Source organism: Xanthomarina sp. (assembly GCF_035306605.1).
Taxonomy (GTDB): domain Bacteria; phylum Bacteroidota; class Bacteroidia; order Flavobacteriales; family Flavobacteriaceae; genus Xanthomarina.
The window spans coordinates 13,702-37,178 of the sequence record NZ_DATGNR010000067.1; the positions used below are offsets into that span (position 1 = coordinate 13,702).

The 23,477-nt window shown below is 33.1% G+C and carries 19 protein-coding genes; 13 read left to right on the plus strand and 6 right to left on the minus strand.

Annotation, left to right across the window (positions count from 1 at the left end):
* Positions 1-2: 2 nt before the first annotated feature.
* From VKY41_RS09610 to VKY41_RS09630, 5 genes are all read left to right on the plus strand, one after another.
* Positions 3-1,148, plus strand: a complete 1,146-nt coding sequence (locus VKY41_RS09610) for an adenylate kinase (protein WP_500814235.1) — start codon at positions 3-5, stop codon at positions 1,146-1,148.
* A 79-nt stretch (positions 1,149-1,227) separates the two neighbouring features.
* On the plus strand, positions 1,228-2,226 hold the full coding sequence (obgE, locus tag VKY41_RS09615) for a GTPase ObgE (protein ID WP_500814236.1): 999 nt from the start codon (positions 1,228-1,230) through the stop codon (positions 2,224-2,226).
* A gap of 6 nt (positions 2,227-2,232) precedes the next feature.
* On the plus strand, positions 2,233-2,946 hold the full coding sequence (locus VKY41_RS09620; protein ID WP_500814237.1) for an ion transporter: 714 nt from the start codon (positions 2,233-2,235) through the stop codon (positions 2,944-2,946).
* 43 nt (positions 2,947-2,989) lie between these two features.
* Entirely contained in the window at positions 2,990-3,508 is a 519-nt protein-coding gene (locus VKY41_RS09625) for a DUF4136 domain-containing protein (protein ID WP_500814238.1), read from the plus strand.
* 85 nt (positions 3,509-3,593) lie between these two features.
* Positions 3,594-4,319: an SDR family oxidoreductase gene (locus VKY41_RS09630; RefSeq protein ID WP_500814239.1), complete on the plus strand. Its 726-nt coding sequence runs from the start codon at positions 3,594-3,596 to the stop codon at positions 4,317-4,319.
* A 127-nt stretch (positions 4,320-4,446) separates the two neighbouring features.
* On the opposite strand, the gene VKY41_RS09635 is transcribed toward VKY41_RS09630, so the two are convergent.
* From VKY41_RS09635 to VKY41_RS09645, 3 genes are all read right to left on the minus strand, one after another.
* On the minus strand, positions 4,447-5,841 hold the full coding sequence (locus VKY41_RS09635; protein ID WP_500814240.1) for a T9SS type A sorting domain-containing protein: 1,395 nt from the start codon (positions 5,839-5,841) through the stop codon (positions 4,447-4,449).
* A gap of 4 nt (positions 5,842-5,845) precedes the next feature.
* Positions 5,846-6,301, minus strand: coding sequence for a hypothetical protein (locus tag VKY41_RS09640; RefSeq protein WP_500814241.1), 456 nt, complete (start codon positions 6,299-6,301; stop codon positions 5,846-5,848).
* A gap of 116 nt (positions 6,302-6,417) precedes the next feature.
* Entirely contained in the window at positions 6,418-12,435 is a 6,018-nt protein-coding gene (locus VKY41_RS09645) for an alpha-2-macroglobulin family protein (RefSeq protein ID WP_500814242.1), read from the minus strand.
* Positions 12,436-12,574: 139 nt separating this feature from the next.
* Here VKY41_RS09645 and VKY41_RS09650 point away from each other — a divergent pair, with 139 nt between their 5' ends.
* The 3 genes from VKY41_RS09650 to VKY41_RS09660 all read left to right on the plus strand — a co-directional run bounded on the left by VKY41_RS09650 (position 12,575) and on the right by VKY41_RS09660 (position 16,195).
* Positions 12,575-13,528: a tetratricopeptide repeat protein gene (locus tag VKY41_RS09650; RefSeq protein ID WP_500814243.1), complete on the plus strand. Its 954-nt coding sequence runs from the start codon at positions 12,575-12,577 to the stop codon at positions 13,526-13,528.
* A gap of 148 nt (positions 13,529-13,676) precedes the next feature.
* Positions 13,677-15,032, plus strand: coding sequence for a UDP-N-acetylmuramate--L-alanine ligase (locus tag VKY41_RS09655; RefSeq protein ID WP_500814258.1), 1,356 nt, complete (start codon positions 13,677-13,679; stop codon positions 15,030-15,032).
* A gap of 95 nt (positions 15,033-15,127) precedes the next feature.
* On the plus strand, positions 15,128-16,195 hold the full coding sequence (locus VKY41_RS09660; protein WP_500814244.1) for a methyltransferase: 1,068 nt from the start codon (positions 15,128-15,130) through the stop codon (positions 16,193-16,195).
* Positions 16,196-16,218: 23 nt separating this feature from the next.
* On the opposite strand, the gene VKY41_RS09665 is transcribed toward VKY41_RS09660, so the two are convergent.
* A complete protein-coding gene (locus VKY41_RS09665; RefSeq protein ID WP_500814245.1) occupies positions 16,219-16,671 on the minus strand; it encodes a DUF1569 domain-containing protein in 453 nt (150 codons plus the stop codon).
* A 48-nt stretch (positions 16,672-16,719) separates the two neighbouring features.
* Between VKY41_RS09665 and radC the strand changes: the two genes are divergently transcribed.
* From radC to VKY41_RS09685, 4 genes are all read left to right on the plus strand, one after another.
* A complete protein-coding gene (gene radC, locus VKY41_RS09670; protein WP_500814246.1) occupies positions 16,720-17,418 on the plus strand; it encodes a RadC family protein in 699 nt (232 codons plus the stop codon).
* Between the two features lie 117 nt (positions 17,419-17,535).
* Positions 17,536-18,846 (plus strand): polysaccharide deacetylase family protein, encoded by a 1,311-nt coding sequence (locus VKY41_RS09675; protein WP_500814247.1) that lies wholly within the window; start codon positions 17,536-17,538, stop codon positions 18,844-18,846.
* A complete protein-coding gene (locus tag VKY41_RS09680) occupies positions 18,827-19,516 on the plus strand; it encodes a YjjG family noncanonical pyrimidine nucleotidase (protein WP_500814248.1) in 690 nt (229 codons plus the stop codon). The genes VKY41_RS09675 and VKY41_RS09680 overlap by 20 nt, the downstream gene beginning before the upstream one ends.
* A gap of 39 nt (positions 19,517-19,555) precedes the next feature.
* A complete protein-coding gene (locus VKY41_RS09685; protein WP_500814249.1) occupies positions 19,556-20,410 on the plus strand; it encodes a hypothetical protein in 855 nt (284 codons plus the stop codon).
* Here VKY41_RS09685 and VKY41_RS09690 read toward each other — a convergent pair.
* Entirely contained in the window at positions 20,407-21,684 is a 1,278-nt protein-coding gene (locus VKY41_RS09690; protein WP_500814250.1) for a replication-associated recombination protein A, read from the minus strand. The two genes, VKY41_RS09685 and VKY41_RS09690, sit on opposite strands and share 4 nt — an antisense overlap.
* Before the next feature lie 203 nt (positions 21,685-21,887).
* Here VKY41_RS09690 and VKY41_RS09695 point away from each other — a divergent pair, with 203 nt between their 5' ends.
* Positions 21,888-22,670 (plus strand): rhomboid family intramembrane serine protease, encoded by a 783-nt coding sequence (locus VKY41_RS09695; RefSeq protein WP_500814251.1) that lies wholly within the window; start codon positions 21,888-21,890, stop codon positions 22,668-22,670.
* A 65-nt stretch (positions 22,671-22,735) separates the two neighbouring features.
* Here VKY41_RS09695 and rlmB read toward each other — a convergent pair whose 3' ends face one another.
* Complete coding sequence (gene rlmB / locus VKY41_RS09700) at positions 22,736-23,470, minus strand: 23S rRNA (guanosine(2251)-2'-O)-methyltransferase RlmB (RefSeq protein ID WP_500814252.1); 735 nt, start codon at positions 23,468-23,470, stop codon at positions 22,736-22,738.
* Positions 23,471-23,477 lie beyond the last annotated feature (7 nt).

A 23,477-nucleotide genomic window follows, 5' to 3' on the forward strand; every position in this document is an offset into this window, starting at 1 on the left:
AAATGATTATCTTTGCCTTTCTAAAAAAAATAAAACTAGTGGTTAAGCTTCACGATTTACAATTTAAACCATTTATTTCTGAAGAAGAAATACTGCAAACTGTTGAGCGAATGGCGCAAGAAATTGCCAAAGAACTTAAGGACGAAGTACCTGTGTTTATTGGTATTCTGAATGGTTCGTTTATGTTTGTTAGCGATTTTGTAAAAAAATATCCAAAACCGTGTGAGGTTACTTTTATTAAATTAGCATCCTATGAAGGGGTGAAATCAACTGAAGATATTCAGCGGTTAATTGGATTAACCCAAGATTTAAGTGGGAGAACTGTGGTGGTTTTGGAAGATATAATTGATTCTGGGAACACCTTGGAAGAAGTTCATAGAATATTTAAAAATGAAAACGTTAAACAACTGATAATTGCCACGTTATTTCATAAGCCGACCGCGTATAAAAAAGATTTTAAATTACATTATGTAGGTATTGAAATACCAGATAAATTTATTGTAGGATATGGATTAGACTATAATGGTTTGGGTAGGGATTTGCCGGAAATATATCAACTAAAAACAACACAACACATGACTAACATCGTGCTATTTGGCCCTCCAGGCGCAGGGAAAGGAACTCAGGCAAACTATTTAAAAGAAAAGTATAATTTAGTGCATATTTCCACAGGAGATGTATTTCGTTTTAATATAAAAAACGAAACAGCCTTAGGAATGATAGCAAAATCTTATATGGATACAGGTGCCCTAGTTCCAGACCAAGTAACAATCGATATGTTAAATGCAGAAGTTGAAAAAAACTCCGATGCTAAAGGGTTTATTTTTGATGGTTTTCCACGCACAAATGCACAAGCTGAGGCTCTAGATAAACTAATGGACTCTAAAGATTCGCAAATTGATGCTATGGTTGCTCTTGAAGTTGAAGATGAGATTTTAGTTCAACGTATATTAGAAAGAGGAAAAACAAGTGGTCGTGCAGACGATGCTAATGAAAGTATAATTAGAAATAGAATTAAAGAATACTATAACAAAACAGCTATACTAAAAGATTATTACTCAGTTCAAAATAAATATTTTGGAGTGGATGGTGTTGGAAGTATTGAAGAAATTACCAAGCGCTTAAGTTTGGTAATTGATAAGTTATAAATTGATAAGCCCTGAGACAACAGGAATTAAAACAAAAAGTTTCATTTAATACAAGCTCCACATTGGTGGAAAAAAGAATATGACAGAAGGGAATTTCGTTGACTATGTAAAACTGCATGTATCTTCCGGAAACGGAGGTAAGGGTTCTGCGCATTTACACCGCGAGAAATTTATTGAAAAAGGAGGTCCAGATGGTGGAGATGGAGGACGTGGAGGTCATGTTATTATTCGTGGAAATGCCAATCTTTGGACACTTTATACTTATAAATTTAAAAGACATTTTAAGGCCGATCATGGTGAGCATGGCGGGAAAAGTAGAAGCACAGGAGCTGATGGTAAAGATGTGTATATGGATGTTCCTTTAGGAACATTGGTAAGGGATAGAGAAACTAATGAGGTTATTTTTGAAATTACCGAAGATGGAGAGGAGAGAATTATTGCTCAAGGAGGTCTTGGAGGTCGTGGTAACTGGCATTTTAAAACATCTACAAATCAAACACCAAGATATGCACAACCAGGAATTCCTGGCCAAGAATTAGATATTGTTTTAGAACTTAAATTATTAGCCGATGTTGGATTAGTAGGTTTTCCAAATGCAGGGAAATCAACTTTGCTTTCTGTAGTTAGTGCCGCAAAACCTAAAATTGCCGATTACGAATTTACTACTTTAAAACCCAACTTAGGGATTGTAGAATATCGCGATTTTAAAACCTTCGTTATGGCAGACATTCCTGGAATTATTGAAGGAGCTGCTGAAGGAAGAGGTTTAGGACATTATTTTTTGCGTCATATTGAAAGAAACTCGGTTTTATTGTTTTTAATTCCAGCAGATGCTGACGATATCAGAAAGCAATACGATATTCTTTTGGATGAGTTGAAACGTTACAACCCTGAAATTCTTGATAAAGAACGATTTGTTGTAGTTTCTAAAAGCGATATGCTTGACGATGAACTAAGGGCAGAGTTAAAGGCAGATTTAGATAAAACGCTTCCTGTGGAATATATGTTTATCTCATCGGTAGCACAACAAGGACTAACCGAGTTGAAAGATAAACTTTGGAAAATGTTGAATGCGTAATTGTTTATGAGGCAACGAATAAAAAACATTGTTGAGATAAACGACAACAAAGCTAGTAGGTTTTTTGCTATCTTTATTCAAGTACTTATTTTAATCTCTATAGTAACCTTTACCTTAGAAACTACTCCTAATTTAGAGCCGAAAACACGTTCTATCTTATTTTTCATAGAGGCTTTCTGTGTTATTGTTTTTACAGTAGAATATTTTTTACGGATTTATGTTTCAGATAAAAAGCTAAAATTTGTATTTAGCTTTTACGGTATTATAGATTTGTTGGCCATTTTACCGTTTTACTTAAGTTTTGGTGTCGATTTACGAGCATTAAGAGCCTTACGTTTTTTAAGACTTTTTAGAGTTTTTAAATTAGTTCGTTACAATCGCGCTTTAAACCATTTTAGTAAAGCCATAAAATCTGCCAAAGAGGAAATACTACTGTTTCTTTTTATTACCTTAATCTTAATTTATTTTTCAGCAGTTGGTATTTATTATTTTGAAAATGAAGCACAGCCTGAACACTTCTCTTCTATTCTTGATAGTTTGTGGTGGTCTATTATTACCCTAACTACGGTTGGCTATGGAGATGTTTATCCCATTACGGCTGGAGGAAAAATATTTACATTCTTTATTCTATTAATCGGTTTAGGGATTGTGGCCATTCCAACAGGAATTATTTCTTCAGCGCTTACAAAATCTGTGGATCCTAAAGAAACAGAGAAATAATTTAGACTTTTTATAAAGAGGATTTCTTATCTTTAAAAGAAAAATGAAAAAGTTAGCCTCAATATTCTTCCTTTTTTTCTTCTCCTGTGGTGTTAGCATTAATTACGACTACGAAAAAGGCACAGATTTTTCCAAATATAAATCTTACAGTTACTATTCTAATATGAATACAGGACTGAGCGAACTAGATGCTAAACGATTTTTTAAGGTCTTAGATTTCGAAATGGGGTCGAGAGGTTTTACACTTTTAGAAGATTCAGATTTTATCATACGTATAGAGAGTTCTACCTATCAAGAAAACCGAAGTAATTCATCAGTTGGAGTAGGTGTTGGAGGCGGTGGTGGTAATATTGGCGGCGGTATTTCAGTGGGAATTCCTATTGGCCAACCCAATATGTCTAGACAAATTAAATTTGGATTTTTCGATGCAGAGACCAATCAGTTATTTTGGCAAGCTATTTCCACTGAAACAGATGTCCCAAGAGATAATCCTCAAGATCGAGAGGACAAATTTAAGCAGATAGTCGAAAAAGTTCTTAACGGATTTCCTCCTAAGAAGTAATAATAACTTTATCATTTTCATAACAGTCCAAAATCTCTAAGCTGTGTTTCATTTTGTAACTTTGGTTTCATTTAAAAATTAGATTATGGAATCATTACAAAATAAAGTTGCGTTTATTACAGGAGGTACCAAGGGAATTGGATATGGTATTGCTTTGTCCCTTTTAAAGCAAGGAGTTCACGTTGCTATAACAAGTAGAAGTTTGGCATCGGCTCAAGAAGCTGCTACACGCTTAAATCAGGAGTCGAAAACTTCTGCTAAAGCTCTTGGTTTAGAAGCTGATGTTAGAAAATTAGCAAGTCAAGAAGCGGCTGTAAAACAAGTTGTTGATACGTTTGGAAAGTTGGATGTTGTAATAGCAAATGCCGGATTGGGTCATTTTGGTAATATTGAAGAATTGACTTCAGATCAATGGCATGAAACCATTGATACGAATTTAACAGGTGTTTTTAATTCCATTAAAGCTAGTATTCCTGCATTAAAAGAAACAAAGGGATATTATATAACTATTTCAAGTTTAGCTGGAACTAATTTTTTTGCAGGTGGTTCAGCTTACAACGCAAGTAAATTTGGTGTTACCGGATTTACTCAGGCCGTGATGTTAGATTTAAGGCAGTATGGAATTAAAGTAAGTACTATTATGCCAGGTTCTGTTTCGACATATTTTAATGGCAATGAGCCAGACGAGAGCGATGCATGGAAAATTCAAATTGAAGATATTGGAGAACTGGTTGTAGACTTGTTAAAAATGAATCCAAGAACTTTGCCTAGTAAAATAGAAGTTAGACCGAGCATGACTCCAAATAATTGATTTTTTTTGCTTTACTAATTAATACAGAAAAAATCTCTGGATTGGTGTTTTAATAAATTCTGAATTCGAAAAAAAGGAGGCTTTCCTGAAAGCCTCCTTTTTAGTTTTATTAACTTTAAATGTTTAATTAGTTTTTAACCAGTTTTTTATTAGCAATAAGCACCTTGTTCGAATAGAAATTAACAAGGTAAACCCCAGAACTAAATGAACTGATATCAATTGTTGGATTTTCCTTATTAGAGATGTCTGTAGCCAGTATTTTTTTTCCATCTAGGCTAACTATTTCAACAGTTAAGTTGGAACCTAAGGTGCTTTTATAAGAAAAACTTACAAGGTCTTGCGATGGATTAGGGAACATACTGATGCTTAACCTGTTTTCCTCGCTTGTAATTTCAGTGATACCTATTGTTGAAATATTTATGTTCCAAGTTACTGAGTAAGCGTGTACCGTTTCGTGATTTGTAACCCTTAGCAACGGTGTATTGTCAGTTACTACTACAGTAAGCGTATTGTTTTCTTCGTTTAAATCGGTTTCCGACAGGCTTATGTTGTCTACATTTGATGCGAAGTTATTTGAATTAAGTGTCCATGTGCTCTCTAATGTATTTGGTGAAGGAGTAATGAGAGATAAGCTAAAATCTAAAGGGAAACTTGGGTCTTCTATTAAACTGCTATTTGGTAAATAGGAATCGATTGGGGTTACTAAATCGTGTATTTTTTCAATAATTCCTTCTTTACAAACAGAACAAAAAGGGTAGCCTAAAAAACGCATTTTACAACCTTGATGTGGTCTAAACCATGTGGCTTCGGATCCAGTTGAACCATAAGGATATATTCCAACACCATTACTACTCATCCAATTAGTCCATTTTACTAGACTAGAGTTTGTTTCTTGTGTCATGTTTATTCCTTCTTCGGCTAATAAATCTCCTGGATAGTATTCATCTTTTAAGTTTATAAGCGAATGGCCAATTTCGTGGATTGCTATTTCACTCGAGTTATCTCCGGTTGAAGCTATTGGGAACATACCACCACTACCTCCGTAATAAGGAGAGTTAACAAGAATTAAACCTTGGTCATAAAGTGGGAAATTATCGGCTAAAACACTTGTAATAGCCGCCGAATTTTCCGTGTACAACAATCTGTGTACATTATAGCTGTCGTAGCTAATTCCAAAATAATTATCTACACTTAAAACAGGAACATTATTATAAGCTTCTTCGTCTGAAGCGGTTCCTGGATGGCTAGCTCCACTTTCATTTGAAGGAACTTTTATTATATAAACATTAAAATAATTGCTGTATTCCTTAAAAGGGGATTGGCTGAACATATCTGTAACAAAGTTGTTTGCATCTATACCAAATTTGGTAAAATCACTTGTTTGGTAACCATCTCCCATGATAACTATATTAATACGATTATCATCATTGCCTGATTGTCTTATGTATTCGCCTTCAAAAACTTGGGTGTAAGAAATTTGAAATGTAATTAAAGTAAGAATTGAGAGTAATGTTTTTTTCATATAATTAAAGTTTGGTAGAAAGCAGCTTTTTTTGTTTTTCGCCTTTAGTAACCTCACGTAATTCAAGGTACTGTGTGTTTTTTATAAAAGGAGCCCTTATTATAAATTGGGAACTATCTAGTTCGATGAGACGTTTCTCTAGATTACCGGAGTCATTTACGTATTCAACTATTCGTTTTAGAGGATTTTTAATGTTTACCACTTGTAAGACCGTTCTTTTATTGTCTAAAAATGTACATTTTAAGTCTCCTTCAGTTGTATTTAAGTCGTTATTGGAATATCCTTTAATTTTTCCATCCACAAGTTTATGATTTAGAAAGCTAACTTCTGTTTCATTGCCCTTATTTTTTTTGATTTTATAAGTAACAAACACGATTCTATTAGGTTCTTCTTTTTCACTAGATTGTTCATTAACACTAGCACACGAATGGATTAAGAATAAAAAGATTAAAAATTTCAAAGAGTATTTCAACTTAGCTTTTCAAAATAGATTAATAGTGTACAAAGTTAATAATTAAAGTGTTAAGTTAACAACAAATAAATAGTTATGAAATTCTTTTTTATTTTTAAAAACTATCAATCTACAGAAATTCTAACTCCTTCGCTATGACTACTGAATTCTGGTGCGTACATGCTTTGAATAGTTGTAATTCCATTGCTCATATTTCCAGCATTGCTAATACGTAAATCGTACTCAAAAACGTAAATACCTTTAGGTAAATAATCAAAAAAGAAATTAGTGGCGGCATCTTTAGTGCTTTGATAATAACCTAATCCATCTTGCCATTTGTATTGCGACAAGACATTTAAAGGTTCTAAGCCACTAGCACGCATATCTTTCATGTGTAGGAATTCCATATCTCGATTACTTGATAATTCAATTCGTACACGAATTATATCACCGATGTTTAGTTTAGTGTTTTCAGTTATTTCAGAAATCTCTTCACCTAGATCTGTATTTGTTTTTAAGAAAAGTTTTTTCTTAAGAGTTAAAGGTGTTTCCGCTGAAGATATTTTATCTAAATCTTCAAAATATTGCCAGTATAAACTACCCCAAGCAATACCTTCACCTTTTTTGCTTAAACTTACATCTGCCATATCTGGCTTAATATTACTTCCAGTCCAAGAGGTTTTGTAGTATCCAGTTCCGGCCTCTACTTTTACGTCTTCTAGACTAGTTGGTTCAATTTTGTTTCCTCCAATTACTACATCAACCATATCGGTTACTGAAAGCCAATCGCTACCTTGAAGTAATAAGGCATACACAGCTTCGGTTGTTGCTTTAGTTGTTTTCCAACTGTTTGTCTGTTTGTTTTTAAGAAGCCAAATTTTTAGGTTATCGATAGTTTCAACATCCTTTTCAATTTCTGAGAAGGCTTCTATCATTAAGGCCTGTGTTTCTATTGGAGCTTGATACCAATACCAAGATGATGTATTTTCTTTCCAATACATTCCTAATTCGTCATTACTAATGCTGTTCTCTTTTAATGACTTTAATATTTTTGATGCTGTAGTTTTATCTTGTTGTCTATGTGAGATTAAAGCCATTAATCCTTTTGAATATAATGATTGACTAGTCCAATATTTCTGAATTTGAGATTGATAATATCGAATGATGGATTCAACTTCTTTTGATTTTTTTAAATCAGGAAAAAAGCTTCTCATGTATAAATAATGTAACTGTGTGTAGCTTAAATGGTTTAAGTTTAAATCTGCTTTCGAGTTGTATTTGGTAATGTTCTTGTATTCTTGAACAAACTCTTGGTCCAAGTAAGCCATAGCTTTTGTAATGATTGAATTTTCGCTATTATTTGAAGTGACTTGTAGTTTGTTTAAATGACCAAAGCCTGAAATGATATGTTGTGTGATATATCTATTAGGTTTGCCACCTTGGAACCACGCCCAGGCGCCATTACTCATTTGATTTTGTTCTAATTTGCGAATGTTTCTTTCTAATTCGCTTGTCATTTTGTTTAAATCGAAGAGCAGAGCTATTCGTTTCTTTTGTTCGGTTTCGTTTTGTGCATCACGTAACCAAGGTGTTTCTTCAATTAAAATAGATTTTAACTCTTGATTCTTTTCTAAATTGGAAAGAAGTGCATCGGTGGAAGCCCATTGTTTAAATACCTCTTTAATTCTAGGATTTGAGTTTGCAATATAACTAGCTAGAGAGTTTGAGTAATAACGACTGAATATTTGTTCATTACAATCGTATGGATATTCCATTAAATAAGGAAGGGCTTGAACCGCATACCATGCAGGATTTGAAGTTATTTCTAAGCTTAATTTATGATGTTTCAGTGTTGTTGAACGATTAGTCTTAAGTTTATCTAAAGTAAAGGTCCTTGTTTGGTTAGAACGAACCCACATTGGTAGAGTTTCAGTAACCAAGATTCTATTTGATAAAACAGGAAGTGCATTTTGTTCACCATCGCTATAACTACCAGCTTTTGCAATTATTTTGTACTGTACAGCAGCTATATTATCTGGTATAGATAAGTTCCATGACACTTCTGTATTTCCTTCTCCATCTACTGTAAATGTTTGTATGTTATTTGTGTTGTTTAAAGCCGTATCAATTGCTTTTCCATTGGTTGCGTCAAATAATTGTAAAATAGCTTGACCTGAAAGTTCGTTTTCAGTCAGGTTTGCAATTTTGGTGCTTATGGTAATTTCATCGCCTTGACGTAAAAAACGTGGCGTATTTGGTATAACCATTAAGTCTTTTTGAGTTACCGCTTCTAGACTCGTTATAGTAGATTCTAAGTTTTTGGTATGTGCTAATAACTGCAATTTCCATTTAGTTAAAGCTTCTGGTGAGGTGAAACTAAAACTTACATGCCCTTTTTCATCTGTTTGTAATTGAGGAAAGAAAAATGCTGTTTCCTGAAGGTTTGTACGAACTTTAATTTCAGAGAAATTTTCCTTCCCTTCACTTGGAGATTCTGGAGATGGAGGGTCAGGTATGGTTATAGAACTTTCTTCGTCTACAGCTATTTCAAGCATACTATCTTCAACTCGATTCATTGAATGAGCCATCCCTTCGGTTTTCGATCTTAACATTAATTCAGGATAACCGTATCCAAAATATAGTCCAAACCAATTAAGTTGATCGTAGTTAGTTTGTGGGAAGTACCTGTTATTTCTAATTCTGAAATTTTCAGTTCTAAAATTTTCTGTAGAAAAGCTGTTTCTAGCATTTCGGTTGTAATTAGAGTAATAAACCGATGCTTGAATTGGATTAAAACTCCAATTATGAGTTCTAAATTGGTCTAAAGACATATCATACATACTAGCCAATAACTCCGCAGAAACTTGTTCTCCCTTTGGGCCTTTAATTTTGAAACTCCATGTTTCGTCTTGTCCAGGCTCTAATTTGTCTCTAAAGGTTTTGGTTTCAATTTCTAAATCGGATTTAGGATAAGGAATAGAAATGCTCTTTGTTTCGGAGCTAAAACTATTTTGATAAGCGTAGCTATAATGAACAGCAAAGCCTCCTAAGTCTTCTTTGGAAACAGGAATTTTTAAAGTTTCCTTGTTGTTATTTAGTTTTATGATATAGGTGTTTACTATGCGTTTGTTTTTTTCAATTTCAACTGTTACAGTTAATTTTTCGGCAGCTGAACCTAAAGTGAGCTCTACAGTGTCGTTAATATCATAATTATCTTTATTAGTGGAAATACTAAAAAGTTGCTTGTCTGCCAAGGTTTTATCAGTGTGGCTAAAAAGAACTGTTCTTGTTTGATCTTTTACTTCTTGACCAAATTTGTCCTTGCTTTCTAATTCAATAATATATTGTCCTGAATCCCATTTTTTGATATTTCCCAGTTCAAGCTCTTTGGACTTTTCTGTATTGAAAGATTTTTCAAAAACAAGCTCTCCTTTTTTCCAATTTGTAGCATTGTCTTCATTATTATAGGCTTCATAAGGAAACTTGTTTTTAAATTCAGTTTCAGAAAGAAGTTGGTACTTTGGAGCGCTCCAAGGTCTTGGGCGTAATACGAAATTAGGAGCTTGAAGCTTGTAGATTTTTATGTTTCCTTCAGCAGGAATAAATTCTCCATTCAGATTTTTAGTGTCAATATGAAGCTTGTGATCTTTTCCTAATTTATTTAATGACTCCTTGGTTGTAACTGTAGCAGTTAAAGCATGGTAGCCCACATTAACTACGGTGGTTGCCGAACGTGTTTCTCCATTTAAATCGGTAACATCTGCAATTACTTCATAATTAAATATAGGAAGGTTATCTTTGTCTACACTAGTGTCAGGAATTGCTTTAAAGGTAATTTCAAATTCACCCTTGTCATTTGTAGTATTTTCACCGTGAATAATTTCTTGAGGTTCGCTAAAATAAGCTGGTCTGAACCAATAGTACCAGCGAGGAAATTGAACTTTTCTATGTACTCTATAAATTACTTTTGCATTGGTTATATTACTTCCAGCATAGGCCAAAGCATGACCTTTTATGGTAACAGAATCATTAATTTTATATGAGTCGGTTATTGGATTAAATTTGGCTTCAAATTTCGGTCGCTTGTATTCTTCAACGGAAAAATAGTTGGTTGCCCGCAATGCAACATTATTTGAATTTGATTCTAGTTTAATAGAATTTTGGCCTGTTAATCCGGAGTTTGGCAATATGAATTCACCAGAAACAGATCCAAATTCATTAGTAACCAACTTCAATCGTTTAAGCTCTTCGTTATTTACATTGTAAAGAATGGCGTTCAAAGTTGTTTTAGGTAGAACTGAGGATTTTTGGTCCTTTTCGCTGCGTAAAGCAATGCCTTTAAAATATACAATCTGTCCTGGTCTGTAAATACTTCGGTCTGTAAACACGAAACCTCTATATTGTTCTTGAACTTCTCTTGGTTCGTATTTTTTATTTAAATAGTAATATCCAAAATAAGCCTTCTCTTCGGAACAAGTTGCCTCAATGGTAATATTGGACCAATTAAAATCGCCTTTAATTAATTCAATTTCGCCTAAATAATTGGTCGTGTAGGTTTTGTTATTTTCGGTGTTTTTATAGTTTTTTATATAATGGAATTTAACCTCAAGGTTGCTTAATGGTTCACCTGTGTTTCGATTTATAAACTGATATACTTGCTTGTCGTGTCCTGTTTTTTCAACAACACCAATATTAGTAACCTGTAATGTTGTATAGGCAAAAATATTATTCTCTAAATTGGTTTTAGCTACTATTAAATAACGCCCATTGTCTAATTTAGGTACTAGGAGTTCTGTACTGTGTTCCTGGAAGTCTAATTCATTTTTTAAATTGCTTTTCCACGAGTTATCTGCTTTTAGTTTATTAATAAAATCCAGTTTTTCTTGCGTTTTGTAGATTTCATTAAAAGATTTAAATTGTTTTTCAGAGATTGTATAAATGCTAAAATCTAGAGTATTTAAGTTCTTATAAGTCACTAAAATTTTGGAATCTTGTTGTATAGGTAAATAGTTTTCTGCAACAATACTCAAGGACTCTTGCTGTATTTGATTTAATAGGATTTGACTTTTTTCGGCAGCTCTGCTTTTAGGGAATTCTTTAATAATACTATCACATAATTGGGCAGCTTCTTTAATCTTCCAACGATTTTCTTCATTAATTAGTGTCCGATAATCTAAACCTTTTTGATAGTAAATAGTCGCAATTTCAAAATTGTATAATCCAGAAATTTCGTGTGATTTTACCTGCTCAATTTCCGATTTATAAGCTTGAATTAATAAATGGTCCTTATTTTGAAAGGTGGCATGTTCCTTAACAAAGTTGTAACGTAGAATATTTACATCTGCCAACGCTTCTAGGTTGTTTTCTTTTAAGTGAAATAAAATTAATTCCTGATATACTTTTAAAGCATGTAATTCTAACGAAGTTGAGTCTTGAGCTTCGATTTTTAAATTTGAAAAACTCTTGGCATCTCCTAAATAGACTTCATTATCTATTTGAAATTTATATGCAGGTTTGGTAATGCTGTTTTCGGTAGTTTCGTAAAACGACAAAGCATTATGAGCTAATAAATCAAATAAAGTGGGTCTAAATAATTTTGAGTTTTTTTGCTCTAAAAGTATTGCGGAATACCTGCTTAAATCTTCTTTTTGTAGTAGTGCGCTGTTTTTTAGTGAATTGCTATAATGTAGCTGGATTTCATTAAAAATAGTTTGTAAATCCCAAGTCCTAAAATCGGTTGCAATTGTTTTATCTTCTAACTTTGTTCTGTTGTAAAAGGTGTATCTGTTCTCTTGAAAGTATTGCCAATAAATGGTTGCAAGCATATTTTCCAAAACGTTTTTTATAGGTGCTTCGTTTTTTGAAATTGCTGTTTTAAAATCATTAACAATTTTTAATTGGGCTTCTTCCTCTAAAATTAAAGCGTATTTGCTTTTAAATAAAAGGCTCTTTATTTGTTGAGGTTTATTATTTTCTTTTATGGCTAAGGCTTCAATTTGTTCTACTACTTTTAAAGCAGATTTAGGGAAATTGTCACTATCAAGTATTTCTACTTGTTTCCATAATTTTTCGAATTGTTTGTCTTGTGCTTGCGAAAATTGAGCAAAAAGTATGATTGTTAAGATGGCTATATAGTTTTTCATGAGAAAATATTTGTGATAGGATATACTCAAATTACGTTCCAAAAAAATGGATGAACTAGAAAAGTGATATCGCTTGTGTGAAAATACTCATTTTTTTAATGGTATATAAACATTACTTTTGTTATTAGCTCTCAACTATATGAAGATTTTAGTTTTATTTTTATTGATTCCGTTCTTGGGCTTCTCACAGACTTCCTACCCTGATTTAGAATTCTTATTGGAACAGAAAAACTATAAAAAAGTTGAACAATTGGCAGGGGTTATCGTTGCTAATAATTCAACGGATATAAAAGCCATTGAATTATTGGGAGATGCCTTTAGTTACCAAAAAAAATGGGATGAAGCCATTGTACAATATAAAAAACTAACCAAGTTAAAACCTGAAGTAGCAAACTATCATTATAAATACGGTGGCGCCTTAGGTATGAAGGCGCTGTCGGTTAATAAACTTACGGCATTAACTTATTTAAGCGATATTAAAACAGCTTTTTTAATGGCTGCCCAATTAGATAAAACTCATATTGAAACCCGATGGGCTTTGGTGGAGTTGTATATGCAATTACCAGGCATAGTGGGTGGAAGTCAAAGCACGTCGTTGAAGTATGCCAATGAGTTAGAACAACTCTCCAAAGTAGATGGGTATTTGTCTAAAGGATATATTTTTGAATATGCTGACGAGCCAGAATTAGCAGAACTGTATTATAAGAAAGCCATCCAAACAGGAGGATCTATTACATGTTATACCAAATTAAGTGAATTTTACGAAAAGCAGAAGCAACCAGAGAAAGCTATTTTAAATATAGAAGAAGCACAAACAAAATTACAGCGTAATGCTTTACATTATCAATTAGGAAAAGTGTCTGCTGAATATAATGTCCAATTGAAAAAGGGTGAAGCTTGTTTAAAAAGCTATATAAAGAATTATGCTCCTGAAGATGGCGTTCCAATAGCGTGGGCTAATTACAGGTTGGCACAAATTTATAGTCATAAAAACAATAAAAGTGAGGCTTTGAAGTATATTGATTTAGCAATAAATGAACTTCCAAAGATTAAGGTGTTTCAAGAGGAAAAGCGTGCTATCCTGAAACTTTAATTTCTTAGACAAGGTTGTTATAAAAAATCGGTGTTTTTATTGCGGAACTTTTAATTAAGGATTTTAGCAATCTAGCTAAACATCGAGCAAAATTATTCGCAAGTTTCTCTCAAAAAAAGTATCTTTGAAACCACTACAAAATACAACCATGAACGTACATTTTATAGCTATTGGTGGTTCCGCCATGCACAATTTGGCCTTAGCCCTACATAACAAAGGATATCAAGTAACAGGAAGTGACGACACTATTTTTGAACCTTCTAAATCTAGATTAGAAGCCAAAGGGTTGTTACCAAAAGCTTACGGTTGGTTTCCTGAAAAAATAACTAGCACACTAGATGCTATTGTTTTAGGGATGCATGCAAAGGCAGATAATCCGGAACTTTTAAAAGCTCAGGAATTGGGACTTAAAATTTATAGCTACCCCGAATTTTTGTACGAACAATCCAAGAACAAAACACGTGTGGTTATTGGTGGTAGTCATGGGAAAACCACCATTACTTCTATGATTCTTCATGTCATGCATTATCATAATCGCGATGTTGATTATATGGTTGGGGCACAATTAGAAGGTTTTGATGTTATGGTAAAACTAACAGAGGAAAATGACTTTATGGTTCTTGAAGGGGATGAGTATTTGAGCTCGCCTATAGATAGACGACCAAAATTTCATCTTTACAAACCAAATATTGCTTTGTTGAGTGGAATTGCTTGGGATCATATTAACGTGTTCCCAACTTATGAGAATTATTTAGAGCAATTCAGCATTTTCGTGGATAGTATCGTAAAAGGAGGTAGTATCACCTATAACGAAGAAGACCTAGAAGTTGTAAAAGTAGTTGAAGCTAGTGAAAATACTATTAGAAAACTGCCATATCAAACCCCAGAATATACGGTTGAAAATGGACAAACTCTATTGGAAACTCCCGAAGGACCTTTGCCTATTGAAGTTTTTGGGAAACACAACCTAAACAACTTAGCGGGAGCAAAGTGGATTTGCCAACATATGGGAATAGACGAAGACGATTTCTATGAGGCTATTGCCACTTTTAAAGGAGCTAGTAAGCGATTGGAAAAAATTTCAGAAACTAAAAATAGTGTTGCTTATAAAGATTTTGCTCACTCACCTTCAAAAGTTCAAGCTACTACTCAAGCTGTAAAAGAGCAATACGTGGATAGAACTTTAGTAGCTTGTTTAGAATTACATACGTATAGCAGTTTAAATGCAGAGTTTTTAAAAGAATATAAGGGAACTATGGATGCAGCTGATGTTGCCGTAGTTTTTTATTCACCACATGCGGTAGAAATTAAAAAATTAGAGGAAGTTACACACGAGCAAATTGCTAAAGCTTTCGATCGTGACGATCTAATTATTTATACAAATCCAAACGACTTTAAAAACTTTTTGTTTTCGCAAAACTTTAAAAACAAAACTTTGTTGCTTATGAGTTCAGGTAATTATGGCGGCTTAGATTTTGATGAAGTTAAGGGATTAATTGAGTAATGCTCATCCCTTATTCAAACATTTAGATAATAGTTTACATATTGTAGTAATCGGCAGACAACATTGCCTATCTTTTCGAAAAAGAAAAGCAATTAATGATGACAAACATAAAAGTAAATAAGCCGGAGCCACTTTTGTTTGATGAAAAAGTAAAATCGTATAAAAATGGCGACAATGTTTCATTTGTTTTTAAAGTATTAGAAGCAGGAAACTATATTTTAATTGAAGATTTTTATCATAGTGGATTAGAACTTCTTCAGGAGCTACATAAGTATCTAAGTAAAAAGTTACCAAACAAAACGTTTCAAGAGCAACGAGAATATCGGCAGCAATACCACAGATTATCCAATTTAATTTTATTGGAAGTTGTTGATTATAAGTTGGTTGTTAAAAAGTCGCCTAGTATTGGTTGGTTGCAAAAACTATATCCAGAAAATAAAGAGTTTTTGTTGTCATTCCCTCAAATTCAAGGATTAAACAGTTCTTGGCAGTGGTATCAAAAAGGAGTTCATATTCCTGTATTGAGAAATAAAATACATCCATACTATGGAACCTATTTTCCTACCCGTTTTGAACACCTAGAACTTTTCGATAATTGGCTGAACCGTTACCAAGGTTCTAAAAAGTCAGCATTAGATATTGGAGTAGGATGTGGAGTTTTATCTTTTCAAATTCTAAAGCACGGTTTCCAAAAAGTATATGGAACGGATATAAACCCTAACGCCATTATTGGATTAACAGACTTTATTGAAAACACAAAATTATCAAGAAAGATTGAATTGGATTTTGGTCACCTTTTTGGTAAGTGGAAAAATCAGACTGAACTCATAGTTTTTAATCCACCTTGGTTGTCTGAATCCCGAGACCTAGATAGAATGGATAAAGCTATTTACTATAACAATACTCTTTTTCCAGATTTTTTCGAAGGAGCCAAGCAAAGACTTTTGCCGAATGGTAAGCTCGTTCTATTATTTTCAAATCTAGCTCAAATTACAGATCAGGCAGCCGAGCATCCAATAGAAAAGGAATTAGCCCATGGAGGAAGGTTTCTATTAGAAACTTATCTGAAAAAATCAGTAAAATCGGCTTCTAAACTTACCAAACGAGATCAATATTGGAGGGCCAAGGAAGAGGTTGAACTTTGGGTGCTTATAAACAAGTAGTTTTTCTAGTAGTTGCTTAAAATTTAAACGCCAAACTGAGTTAAATGATGATCTAGATGTTTGTACTGCATTTTTCCCCATTGATCGGTATTGAATTTTCCGAATAGTGGATGTAGAGGCCAATTAGTATTATCCTGTTTTTTAGAGAACTCATTGAGGGCGTCAATCAATTTGCTTTTTTCAATGGTAAATTCTTTTGTGTCTGCTATTCTAAACTCCCTAACCGTTCCCAAATTTTTCTGCCAAGGTTTATCGTTATACATTAATGGCTTAAATAGCTTAAACATGAGTTTTTTGGGAAAACTAATTTTCGTGTTTAATTGTAAATTCCCGTTAGCTACTTCTAAGGGTTTTTGGCAATGAGCTAACATTTGGTTTACATTCATTTTTCCCCATTTGGCTTGTGATTTTTCATTCAGATTATTAATTCTAGTTAATATATATTCTTGACTTTCAGTATTAAACAGTGAGTTCATAATTGTATTTTTTTTGCTTCTGTAAATTACAATAATTATATTTACTAGATGCAGGGGAAATCAACAACATTTACTATTAAAAACTGGAACCAAAACGACCAGCCACGAGAAAAACTTCGCGACAAAGGCAAAGCTAGCTTAAGTGATGCGGAGTTGGTGGCCATACTTATTGGGTCTGGAAATAAAAATGAAAGTGCAGTCGATTTAAGCAAGCGCATTCTAGCTAGTGTTGATAATAATCTCAATGCATTGGGTAAACTCTCATTGAAACAGTTAATGGAATTTAAAGGCATTGGAGAGGCTAAATCAATTACAATTGCAGCGGCTTTGGAGTTAGGTAGAAGAAGAGGAGGAGAGGAGGTTTTAGAGAAAAAGAAAATAACTTCTAGCCAATCAGTGTTTCAAATTATGCAGCCTATTTTAGGAGAGTTGCCTCACGAGGAATTCTGGATTCTGTACTTAAATAATTCCAATAAAATTATTCAAAAAAATCAATTAAGCAAAGGTGGAATTACCGGCACTTTAGTTGATGTTCGTTTGGTACTTAAAAATGCTTTGGAAGTTGGAGCAGTTGGATTAATTTTGGTTCATAACCACCCCTCTGGTACCTTAAAACCTAGTGAAGCCGACAAACAAATTACTGTGAAGTTAAAACTAGCTGGAGAAAGTTTGGATATTAAAGTGCTTGACCACGTTATCATAACCGAAAAAGCCTACTTTAGCTTTGCTGATGAGGGTTTTCTTTAGCTGTGAATTCATAGTATAATTTCAAAAAGTATGTTGATTGAGTTTTAACTTATGTTTTTGAGTTTAATCTGTCTTTCGGTCAACATAAAATCTTAAATTTGGAATCTATATTCATCTATGTTATTAGTTTATACGCATAAAATATCACCTCGATTAAAATATTCCTTTAAACAGATATTTACAAGAATATTAGGGATTCCGGTTAATTTCACTACTACTGTCGAGGAGTTTATAGCTCATGATAGTCTAAAAATGTCGTACGCTAGACAACCTTTAAGTAACGAGATTTTTGTGAGGAGTCATGAAATTTTATTTGAACAAGGAATTTCTGATGTTGACATTCATGTACAAGATTGGGAGGAGACCAAATGTTTTTTTTACACGGGTGAAAAAAGCGCCATTCCTTTTGATATTTTTTCGGCAGCTTTTTATTTGTTAAGTCGCTATGAAGAGTATCTGCCACATGTAAAAGATCAATTTGGCCGTTTTACTGCCAATGAAAGTTTGAGTTTAAAGCATGGATTTCTACATCAACCTGTAGTTGATATTTGGGCTTATAAATTTAGAAAAGTCTTTGAGCAAAACTATCCAGATTTTCAGTTCCCTGAAAGACGGTATTCCATAAAACCAATTATTGATGTGCCTTCAGCCTATAATTTCAAGTTAAAAGGAATTATAAGAACTTTTGGAGGTACAGTAAAAGACCTATTTACGTTTAATTTTAAAAGACTATACTATAGGTATATGGTTCTTTTTGGCTTAAAGAGAGATACTTATGACACTTTTAAATACATTATAAACAAACAAAAACACAGCAATTATAAGTTTTTATTTTTCTTTTTAATAGGTGATTATTCTACTTATGATAAGGGCATAGATCCTCAAAAAAAGAATTTTGTAACCTTAATCAAACAAGTAGCAGATTATTGTCGCGTTGGATTGAAAGTTTCCTATTTTGCCTTAGAAGATGTTAGCATGCTAAAGCGTGAAAAATCACGTATGGAAGCTATTTTGAATAGTTCTTTAACAGCTTCTAGGCAGTCATTTTCTAAACTTAACTTGCCAGAATCTTATAGAAATTTAGTTGAGGTTGAGGTTTTAGAAGATTATACCATGGGCTATGTTAATCACGCCGGTTTTAGGGCAGGTACTTGCACCCCATTTTTCTTTTACGATTTAGATTACGAATTGCAAACTCCATTAAAAATTACCTCGTACCATTTACTCGATTATTCCTTGTTGAAAATACATTCACTTTTAGACAAGAAAAAGGCTTTAAACGAGTTAATTAACGAAGTGAAAAAGGTGAATGGTGAATTTGTTCCTGTGTTTCATAACTATACTTTTAGCGATGTAGATAGATGGAGAGGTTATAAAGAATTGTTTAATATTATTTTAGATTCAGCAGATGAAAATAAACGGAATTAAGGATGTTTTTTTCGATTTAGATCATACCCTTTGGGATTTTGATAAAAACTCAGCGTTAACATTCGATAAAATATTTAAAATCCACAACGTGACTTTAAATTTGGAAGAATTTTTAAAGCACTACGAGCCTATTAATATGGAATATTGGAAACTTTACAGAGAGGGTAAAATAGACAAAGAATCCTTACGCTATAATAGATTGGACGATACTTTTAAAAGAATTTCCTTTCAAGCAAATAGTACTTTAATCAATAAACTGTCTGATGATTATATTGCATATTTAAGTTCATTTAATCATTTGTTTTCAGATGCCGTAGATGTCCTAAGGTATTTACAACCTAATTATCAACTTCATATTATTACCAATGGGTTTCAAGAAGCACAAAAAAGTAAGCTAAGGAATTCGAATATTCATCATTTTTTTAAATCGGTTACGGATTCAGAGGAAGTAGGTGTTAAAAAACCAGACCCAAAGATTTTTAGTCATGCCCTAAGTAAAGTAAATGCTACTCCAGAAACTAGTATTATGATTGGAGATAATATAGAGGCAGATATTGAAGGAGCTATTAATTTTGGCATGGAAGCTATTCATTTTAATTATTTAAAAACCACAGTAAATCAACCTGTAAAACAGATAAACAATTTAATTGAATTAAAATTATTTTTATAAATTATGTTTATGTTTACACGAATTAAAAAGTCACTCAACATGTTTAAGAATTTTCTAATACTAGTAATTGTTTTTGCGTCATTATCATCATCTTCCTTAGTGTTTTCGCAAAATAGTGTCAATGATTATAAATATGTTATTGTACCAAATAAATATGATTTTTTAGATAAAGAAGATGAGTTTCAACTGAATTCAATTGCTCATTTTTTATTTAATAAGTATGGTTTCATAGCCATTAAAGAAGACGAAATATTCCCAGAAGACCTGATGTTTAATCCATGCTTGGCGTTAAAGTCTGATATGATTGATGATTCTAGTGCTTTTAAAACCAAGTTAAAGGTTCAATTAAAAAACTGTAAGGGAGAGGTCGTTTATGTTTCCGAACCTGGCGAGAATTTTGAAAAAAAGTATGACATTGCTTATAACAAAGCTTTAAGATCTGCTTTTTTATATGTGAAAGATTTAAATTATAAATACAAGCCAAACGAAATTATTTTAGCTATGGGAAGTGCTAAAAATGAAGCTTCAAGAGAAGAAATAGCACAGCTTAAGGAAGAAATTGCAGCTTTAAAAAAAGAAAAGGAAACCCAAGTAACTGAAGAAACCATTGTAACAGAGACTCCAATAGCCACACCTGTTAATAAGGAGGAGAGTGAACAAAAAAACAATAGTGTAGTTAAAACACCTTTATTATTTGCTCAGAAAACGGAGGGAGGTTACCAGTTAGTTAATGCGTCTTCCAAAGTGGTTATGGTTCTTTTAAACACTAGAAACCCTGATGTTTTTATGGTTCAGGGAAGAAATGCTATGGTTTTTATAGAAAATGGTTTATGGATTTTATCTGAAAATAGCGGGAGCGAAGTTGTAAATTCTACACTTAATATCAAGCTTTAATACTTGTATTTATCCTTCCAACGTAGTTTTAAAAATTCACGATGGGCATTTTCTCTTGAATTATTTCCTGGATTGTACAGTTTTGTATTTTTTATTTCTTCAGGTAAAAATTCTTGTTCTGCAAAATTGTTTTCATAGCTATGTGCATATTTGTAATCTTCGCCATAACCTAACTCTTGCATAAGTTTTGTGGGTGCGTTTCTAATAGCTAGAGGAACCGATAAATCTCCTGTTTGCTTTACAAGTTGTTGTGCTCTATTAATGGCTTCATAAGCTGCATTACTTTTTGGAGAACATGCTAAATAAGTTGCGCACTGACTTAAAATAATTCGGGATTCTGGGTAACCAATTGTAGTTACTGCTTGGAAGGTGTTATTTGCCATTATCAGTGCTGTAGGATTGGCGTTACCAATATCCTCGCTAGCCAGTATAAGTAACCTTCTAGCAATAAATTTTACATCTTCGCCACCTTCAATCATTCGTGCCAACCAATATACAGCTCCATTAGGATCACTTCCGCGTATAGATTTTATAAAAGCTGAAATTATGTCGTAATGCTGTTCTCCAGTTTTATCATAACGAACCGTGTTGTTTTGAACTTTTTGTAAAACAGACTCGTTTGTAATGGTTATTTTATCTGACATTTCAGAATTTACAATCAACTCAAAAATGTTCAATAACTTCCTGGCATCTCCACCGGAAAGACGCAATAAAGCTTCTGTTTCCTTTAGTTCTATATCTTTTTGAGATATGTGTTCGTCTTTTTCAATTGCACGCATTAAAAGTGCTTCTAAATCGGCTTTACTGAAAGAATTTAAAACATATACTTGACAGCGTGACAAAAGTGCGGGGATTACTTCGAAACTAGGATTCTCCGTTGTAGCTCCAATTAAGGTTACCCAACCTTTCTCGACTGCTTGTAATAAAGAGTCTTGTTGCGATTTGCTAAACCTATGGATTTCGTCAATAAAAAGGATGGGGTTTTTGGTTGTAAACAATCCGCCACTTGTTTTAGCTTTTTCAATCACATCTCGTACATCTTTTACACCGGAACTTATGGCGCTTAAGGTATAAAATGGCCTTCCTGATACCGTAGCAATAATATGAGCCAAGGTGGTTTTGCCTATTCCTGGTGGGCCCCAAAGTATCATGGAAGGAATTAATCCTTGTTTAATTTGTTTTGTTAAAGATCCGTTTTCTCCAACCAAATGTGTCTGACTAATATAGTCTTCTAATGATTTTGGTCTTAGTCGTTCTGCTAATGGCTCGTTCATAATGTAAAATTACTATATTCCTACGAAGGCGGGAATTTTAAGTTCAAATTTTTTAGATTTTGAGTTGTTATGCTGATTTATAAAAATAGTCATAAATGGAATGGAATTACTTGACCAAGATGTATTTCAATCTATATACATGACAATTTATCACGAAATCCAATAATGGTCGTTTATTTGTAATAATTAATTTAAATTTAACTATGAAATCGGACGAACAATTTCAATTTTCTAATAATGTCATTTTGGCTCCCATTTTTATGGTTCTCCTAATTTGGTTGGTTTTTTGGGTTGAGGTTCGTTTTGGTTTTAATTTTACAAAATTGGGTGTCTATCCACAAACTTTGAAGGGGTTACGAGGGATTCTTTTTAGTCCCTTTATTCATTCAGGAATAACACATTTGTATCATAATACAATTCCCTTATTTGTTTTATCTGCTTCCTTATTTTATTTCTATAAACCCATAGCTTGGAAAGTAATGTTCTATGGTATTTTACTGTCTGGAATTATAACTTGGAGCATTGGAAGACCATCTTACCATATTGGTGCTAGTGGTTTAATTTATGTGTTAGTAAGCTTTACTTTTTTTAAGGGTATTTTAGCAAAGCACTATCGTTTAATTGCCTTGTCATTATTAGTAGTTTTTCTTTATGGGAGTATGATTTGGTATGTATTACCCATTAAAGAAGGTGTTTCGTGGGAAGGACATTCAGCAGGATTAATAACAGGCTTGCTGTTTGCTTTTATTTTTAAAAGAGAAATTGCTCGTCCAAAAAAATATGCTTGGGAGGAGGAAAACTATAATGAAGCTGATGATCCTTTTTTAAAGCATTTTGATGAAAATGGGAATTTTATTGAAATCCCTGAACCTGAGATCCAGCTTGAAACAGATTCTGAAGTTGATACGGATTCAGAAAACATAATCAAGGTTAAGCAGGAGGGAGGTCCTACCATTCATTATTCCTTTAAGCCTAATAAAGATTGATTATAATACTTTGTTTTTGAAGAGGATTCTATTCAGTTTTGTTTATAAATTCTGTAATTAAGATATTATAGTCTTTGTCTTAGAACTTCGTACAGCATAACTCCACAAGCAACAGATACATTAAGCGATTCTATTTCTCCTAACAGAGGAAGTTTTGCCTTGGCGTCTACCAACTTTAAAACAGACGGATTAATTCCTCGTCCTTCCGATCCCATGATTATAGCACAGGGTTCTTTAAAGGATACGTCATAGATTGTGTTGTCTGTTTTTTCGGTAGCTGCTATTACTTTTATTCCTGAAGCTTGCAAATGAAACATGGCATCTTTAATATGATCCACTTTACATAAAGGCACTTTAAACACGGCTCCTGCACTTGTTTTTATGGTGTCGCCATTTACTGGTGCACCTCCTTTTTTCTGAAATATGATTCCATTAACACCAGTACATTCAGCTGTTCTTATAATGGCACCAAAATTTCTAACATCGCTTATTTGGTCAAGTAAAAGAAATAAAGGGGTTTTACCCGACTCTATAACGTTTCCAACTAAGTCTTCGATATCATGGAAAGCAACTGGTGATATCTGTGCAACGGCTCCTTGATGGTTTTTGTTTGTTAATCTATTTAGTTTTTCCACAGGAACATACGAGCTAGATATGTTTTCTTTTCTAACTAAAGCATCTAATTCGTTGTATAATTCTCCATGTAACCCTTTTTGAAGAAAAACTTTTTCAATAGTTTCTCCTGAATTAATGGCCTCAATTACGGCTCTTAAACCAAATATTTGTGTGCTGTTTTCCATAAAACAA

What these genes read in the sequence shown, in the direction of transcription:
- VKY41_RS09610 (WP_500814235.1), top strand. Translation starts at nt 3, where the DNA reads ATGATTATCTTTGCCTTTCTAAAAAAAATAAAACTAGTGGTTAAGCTT.
- obgE (WP_500814236.1), top strand. Translation starts at nt 1,228, where the DNA reads ATGACAGAAGGGAATTTCGTTGACTATGTAAAACTGCATGTATCTTCC.
- VKY41_RS09620 (WP_500814237.1), top strand. Translation starts at nt 2,233, where the DNA reads ATGAGGCAACGAATAAAAAACATTGTTGAGATAAACGACAACAAAGCT.
- VKY41_RS09625 (WP_500814238.1), top strand. Translation starts at nt 2,990, where the DNA reads ATGAAAAAGTTAGCCTCAATATTCTTCCTTTTTTTCTTCTCCTGTGGT.
- VKY41_RS09630 (WP_500814239.1), top strand. Translation starts at nt 3,594, where the DNA reads ATGGAATCATTACAAAATAAAGTTGCGTTTATTACAGGAGGTACCAAG.
- VKY41_RS09635 (WP_500814240.1), bottom strand. Translation starts at nt 5,841, where the DNA reads ATGAAAAAAACATTACTCTCAATTCTTACTTTAATTACATTTCAAATT.
- VKY41_RS09645 (WP_500814242.1), bottom strand. Translation starts at nt 12,435, where the DNA reads ATGAAAAACTATATAGCCATCTTAACAATCATACTTTTTGCTCAATTT.
- VKY41_RS09650 (WP_500814243.1), top strand. Translation starts at nt 12,575, where the DNA reads ATGAAGATTTTAGTTTTATTTTTATTGATTCCGTTCTTGGGCTTCTCA.
- VKY41_RS09655 (WP_500814258.1), top strand. Translation starts at nt 13,677, where the DNA reads ATGAACGTACATTTTATAGCTATTGGTGGTTCCGCCATGCACAATTTG.
- VKY41_RS09660 (WP_500814244.1), top strand. Translation starts at nt 15,128, where the DNA reads ATGATGACAAACATAAAAGTAAATAAGCCGGAGCCACTTTTGTTTGAT.
- VKY41_RS09665 (WP_500814245.1), bottom strand. Translation starts at nt 16,671, where the DNA reads ATGAACTCACTGTTTAATACTGAAAGTCAAGAATATATATTAACTAGA.
- radC (WP_500814246.1), top strand. Translation starts at nt 16,720, where the DNA reads ATGCAGGGGAAATCAACAACATTTACTATTAAAAACTGGAACCAAAAC.
- VKY41_RS09675 (WP_500814247.1), top strand. Translation starts at nt 17,536, where the DNA reads ATGTTATTAGTTTATACGCATAAAATATCACCTCGATTAAAATATTCC.
- VKY41_RS09680 (WP_500814248.1), top strand. Translation starts at nt 18,827, where the DNA reads ATGAAAATAAACGGAATTAAGGATGTTTTTTTCGATTTAGATCATACC.
- VKY41_RS09685 (WP_500814249.1), top strand. Translation starts at nt 19,556, where the DNA reads ATGTTTAAGAATTTTCTAATACTAGTAATTGTTTTTGCGTCATTATCA.
- VKY41_RS09690 (WP_500814250.1), bottom strand. Translation starts at nt 21,684, where the DNA reads ATGAACGAGCCATTAGCAGAACGACTAAGACCAAAATCATTAGAAGAC.
- VKY41_RS09695 (WP_500814251.1), top strand. Translation starts at nt 21,888, where the DNA reads ATGAAATCGGACGAACAATTTCAATTTTCTAATAATGTCATTTTGGCT.
- rlmB (WP_500814252.1), bottom strand. Translation starts at nt 23,470, where the DNA reads ATGGAAAACAGCACACAAATATTTGGTTTAAGAGCCGTAATTGAGGCC.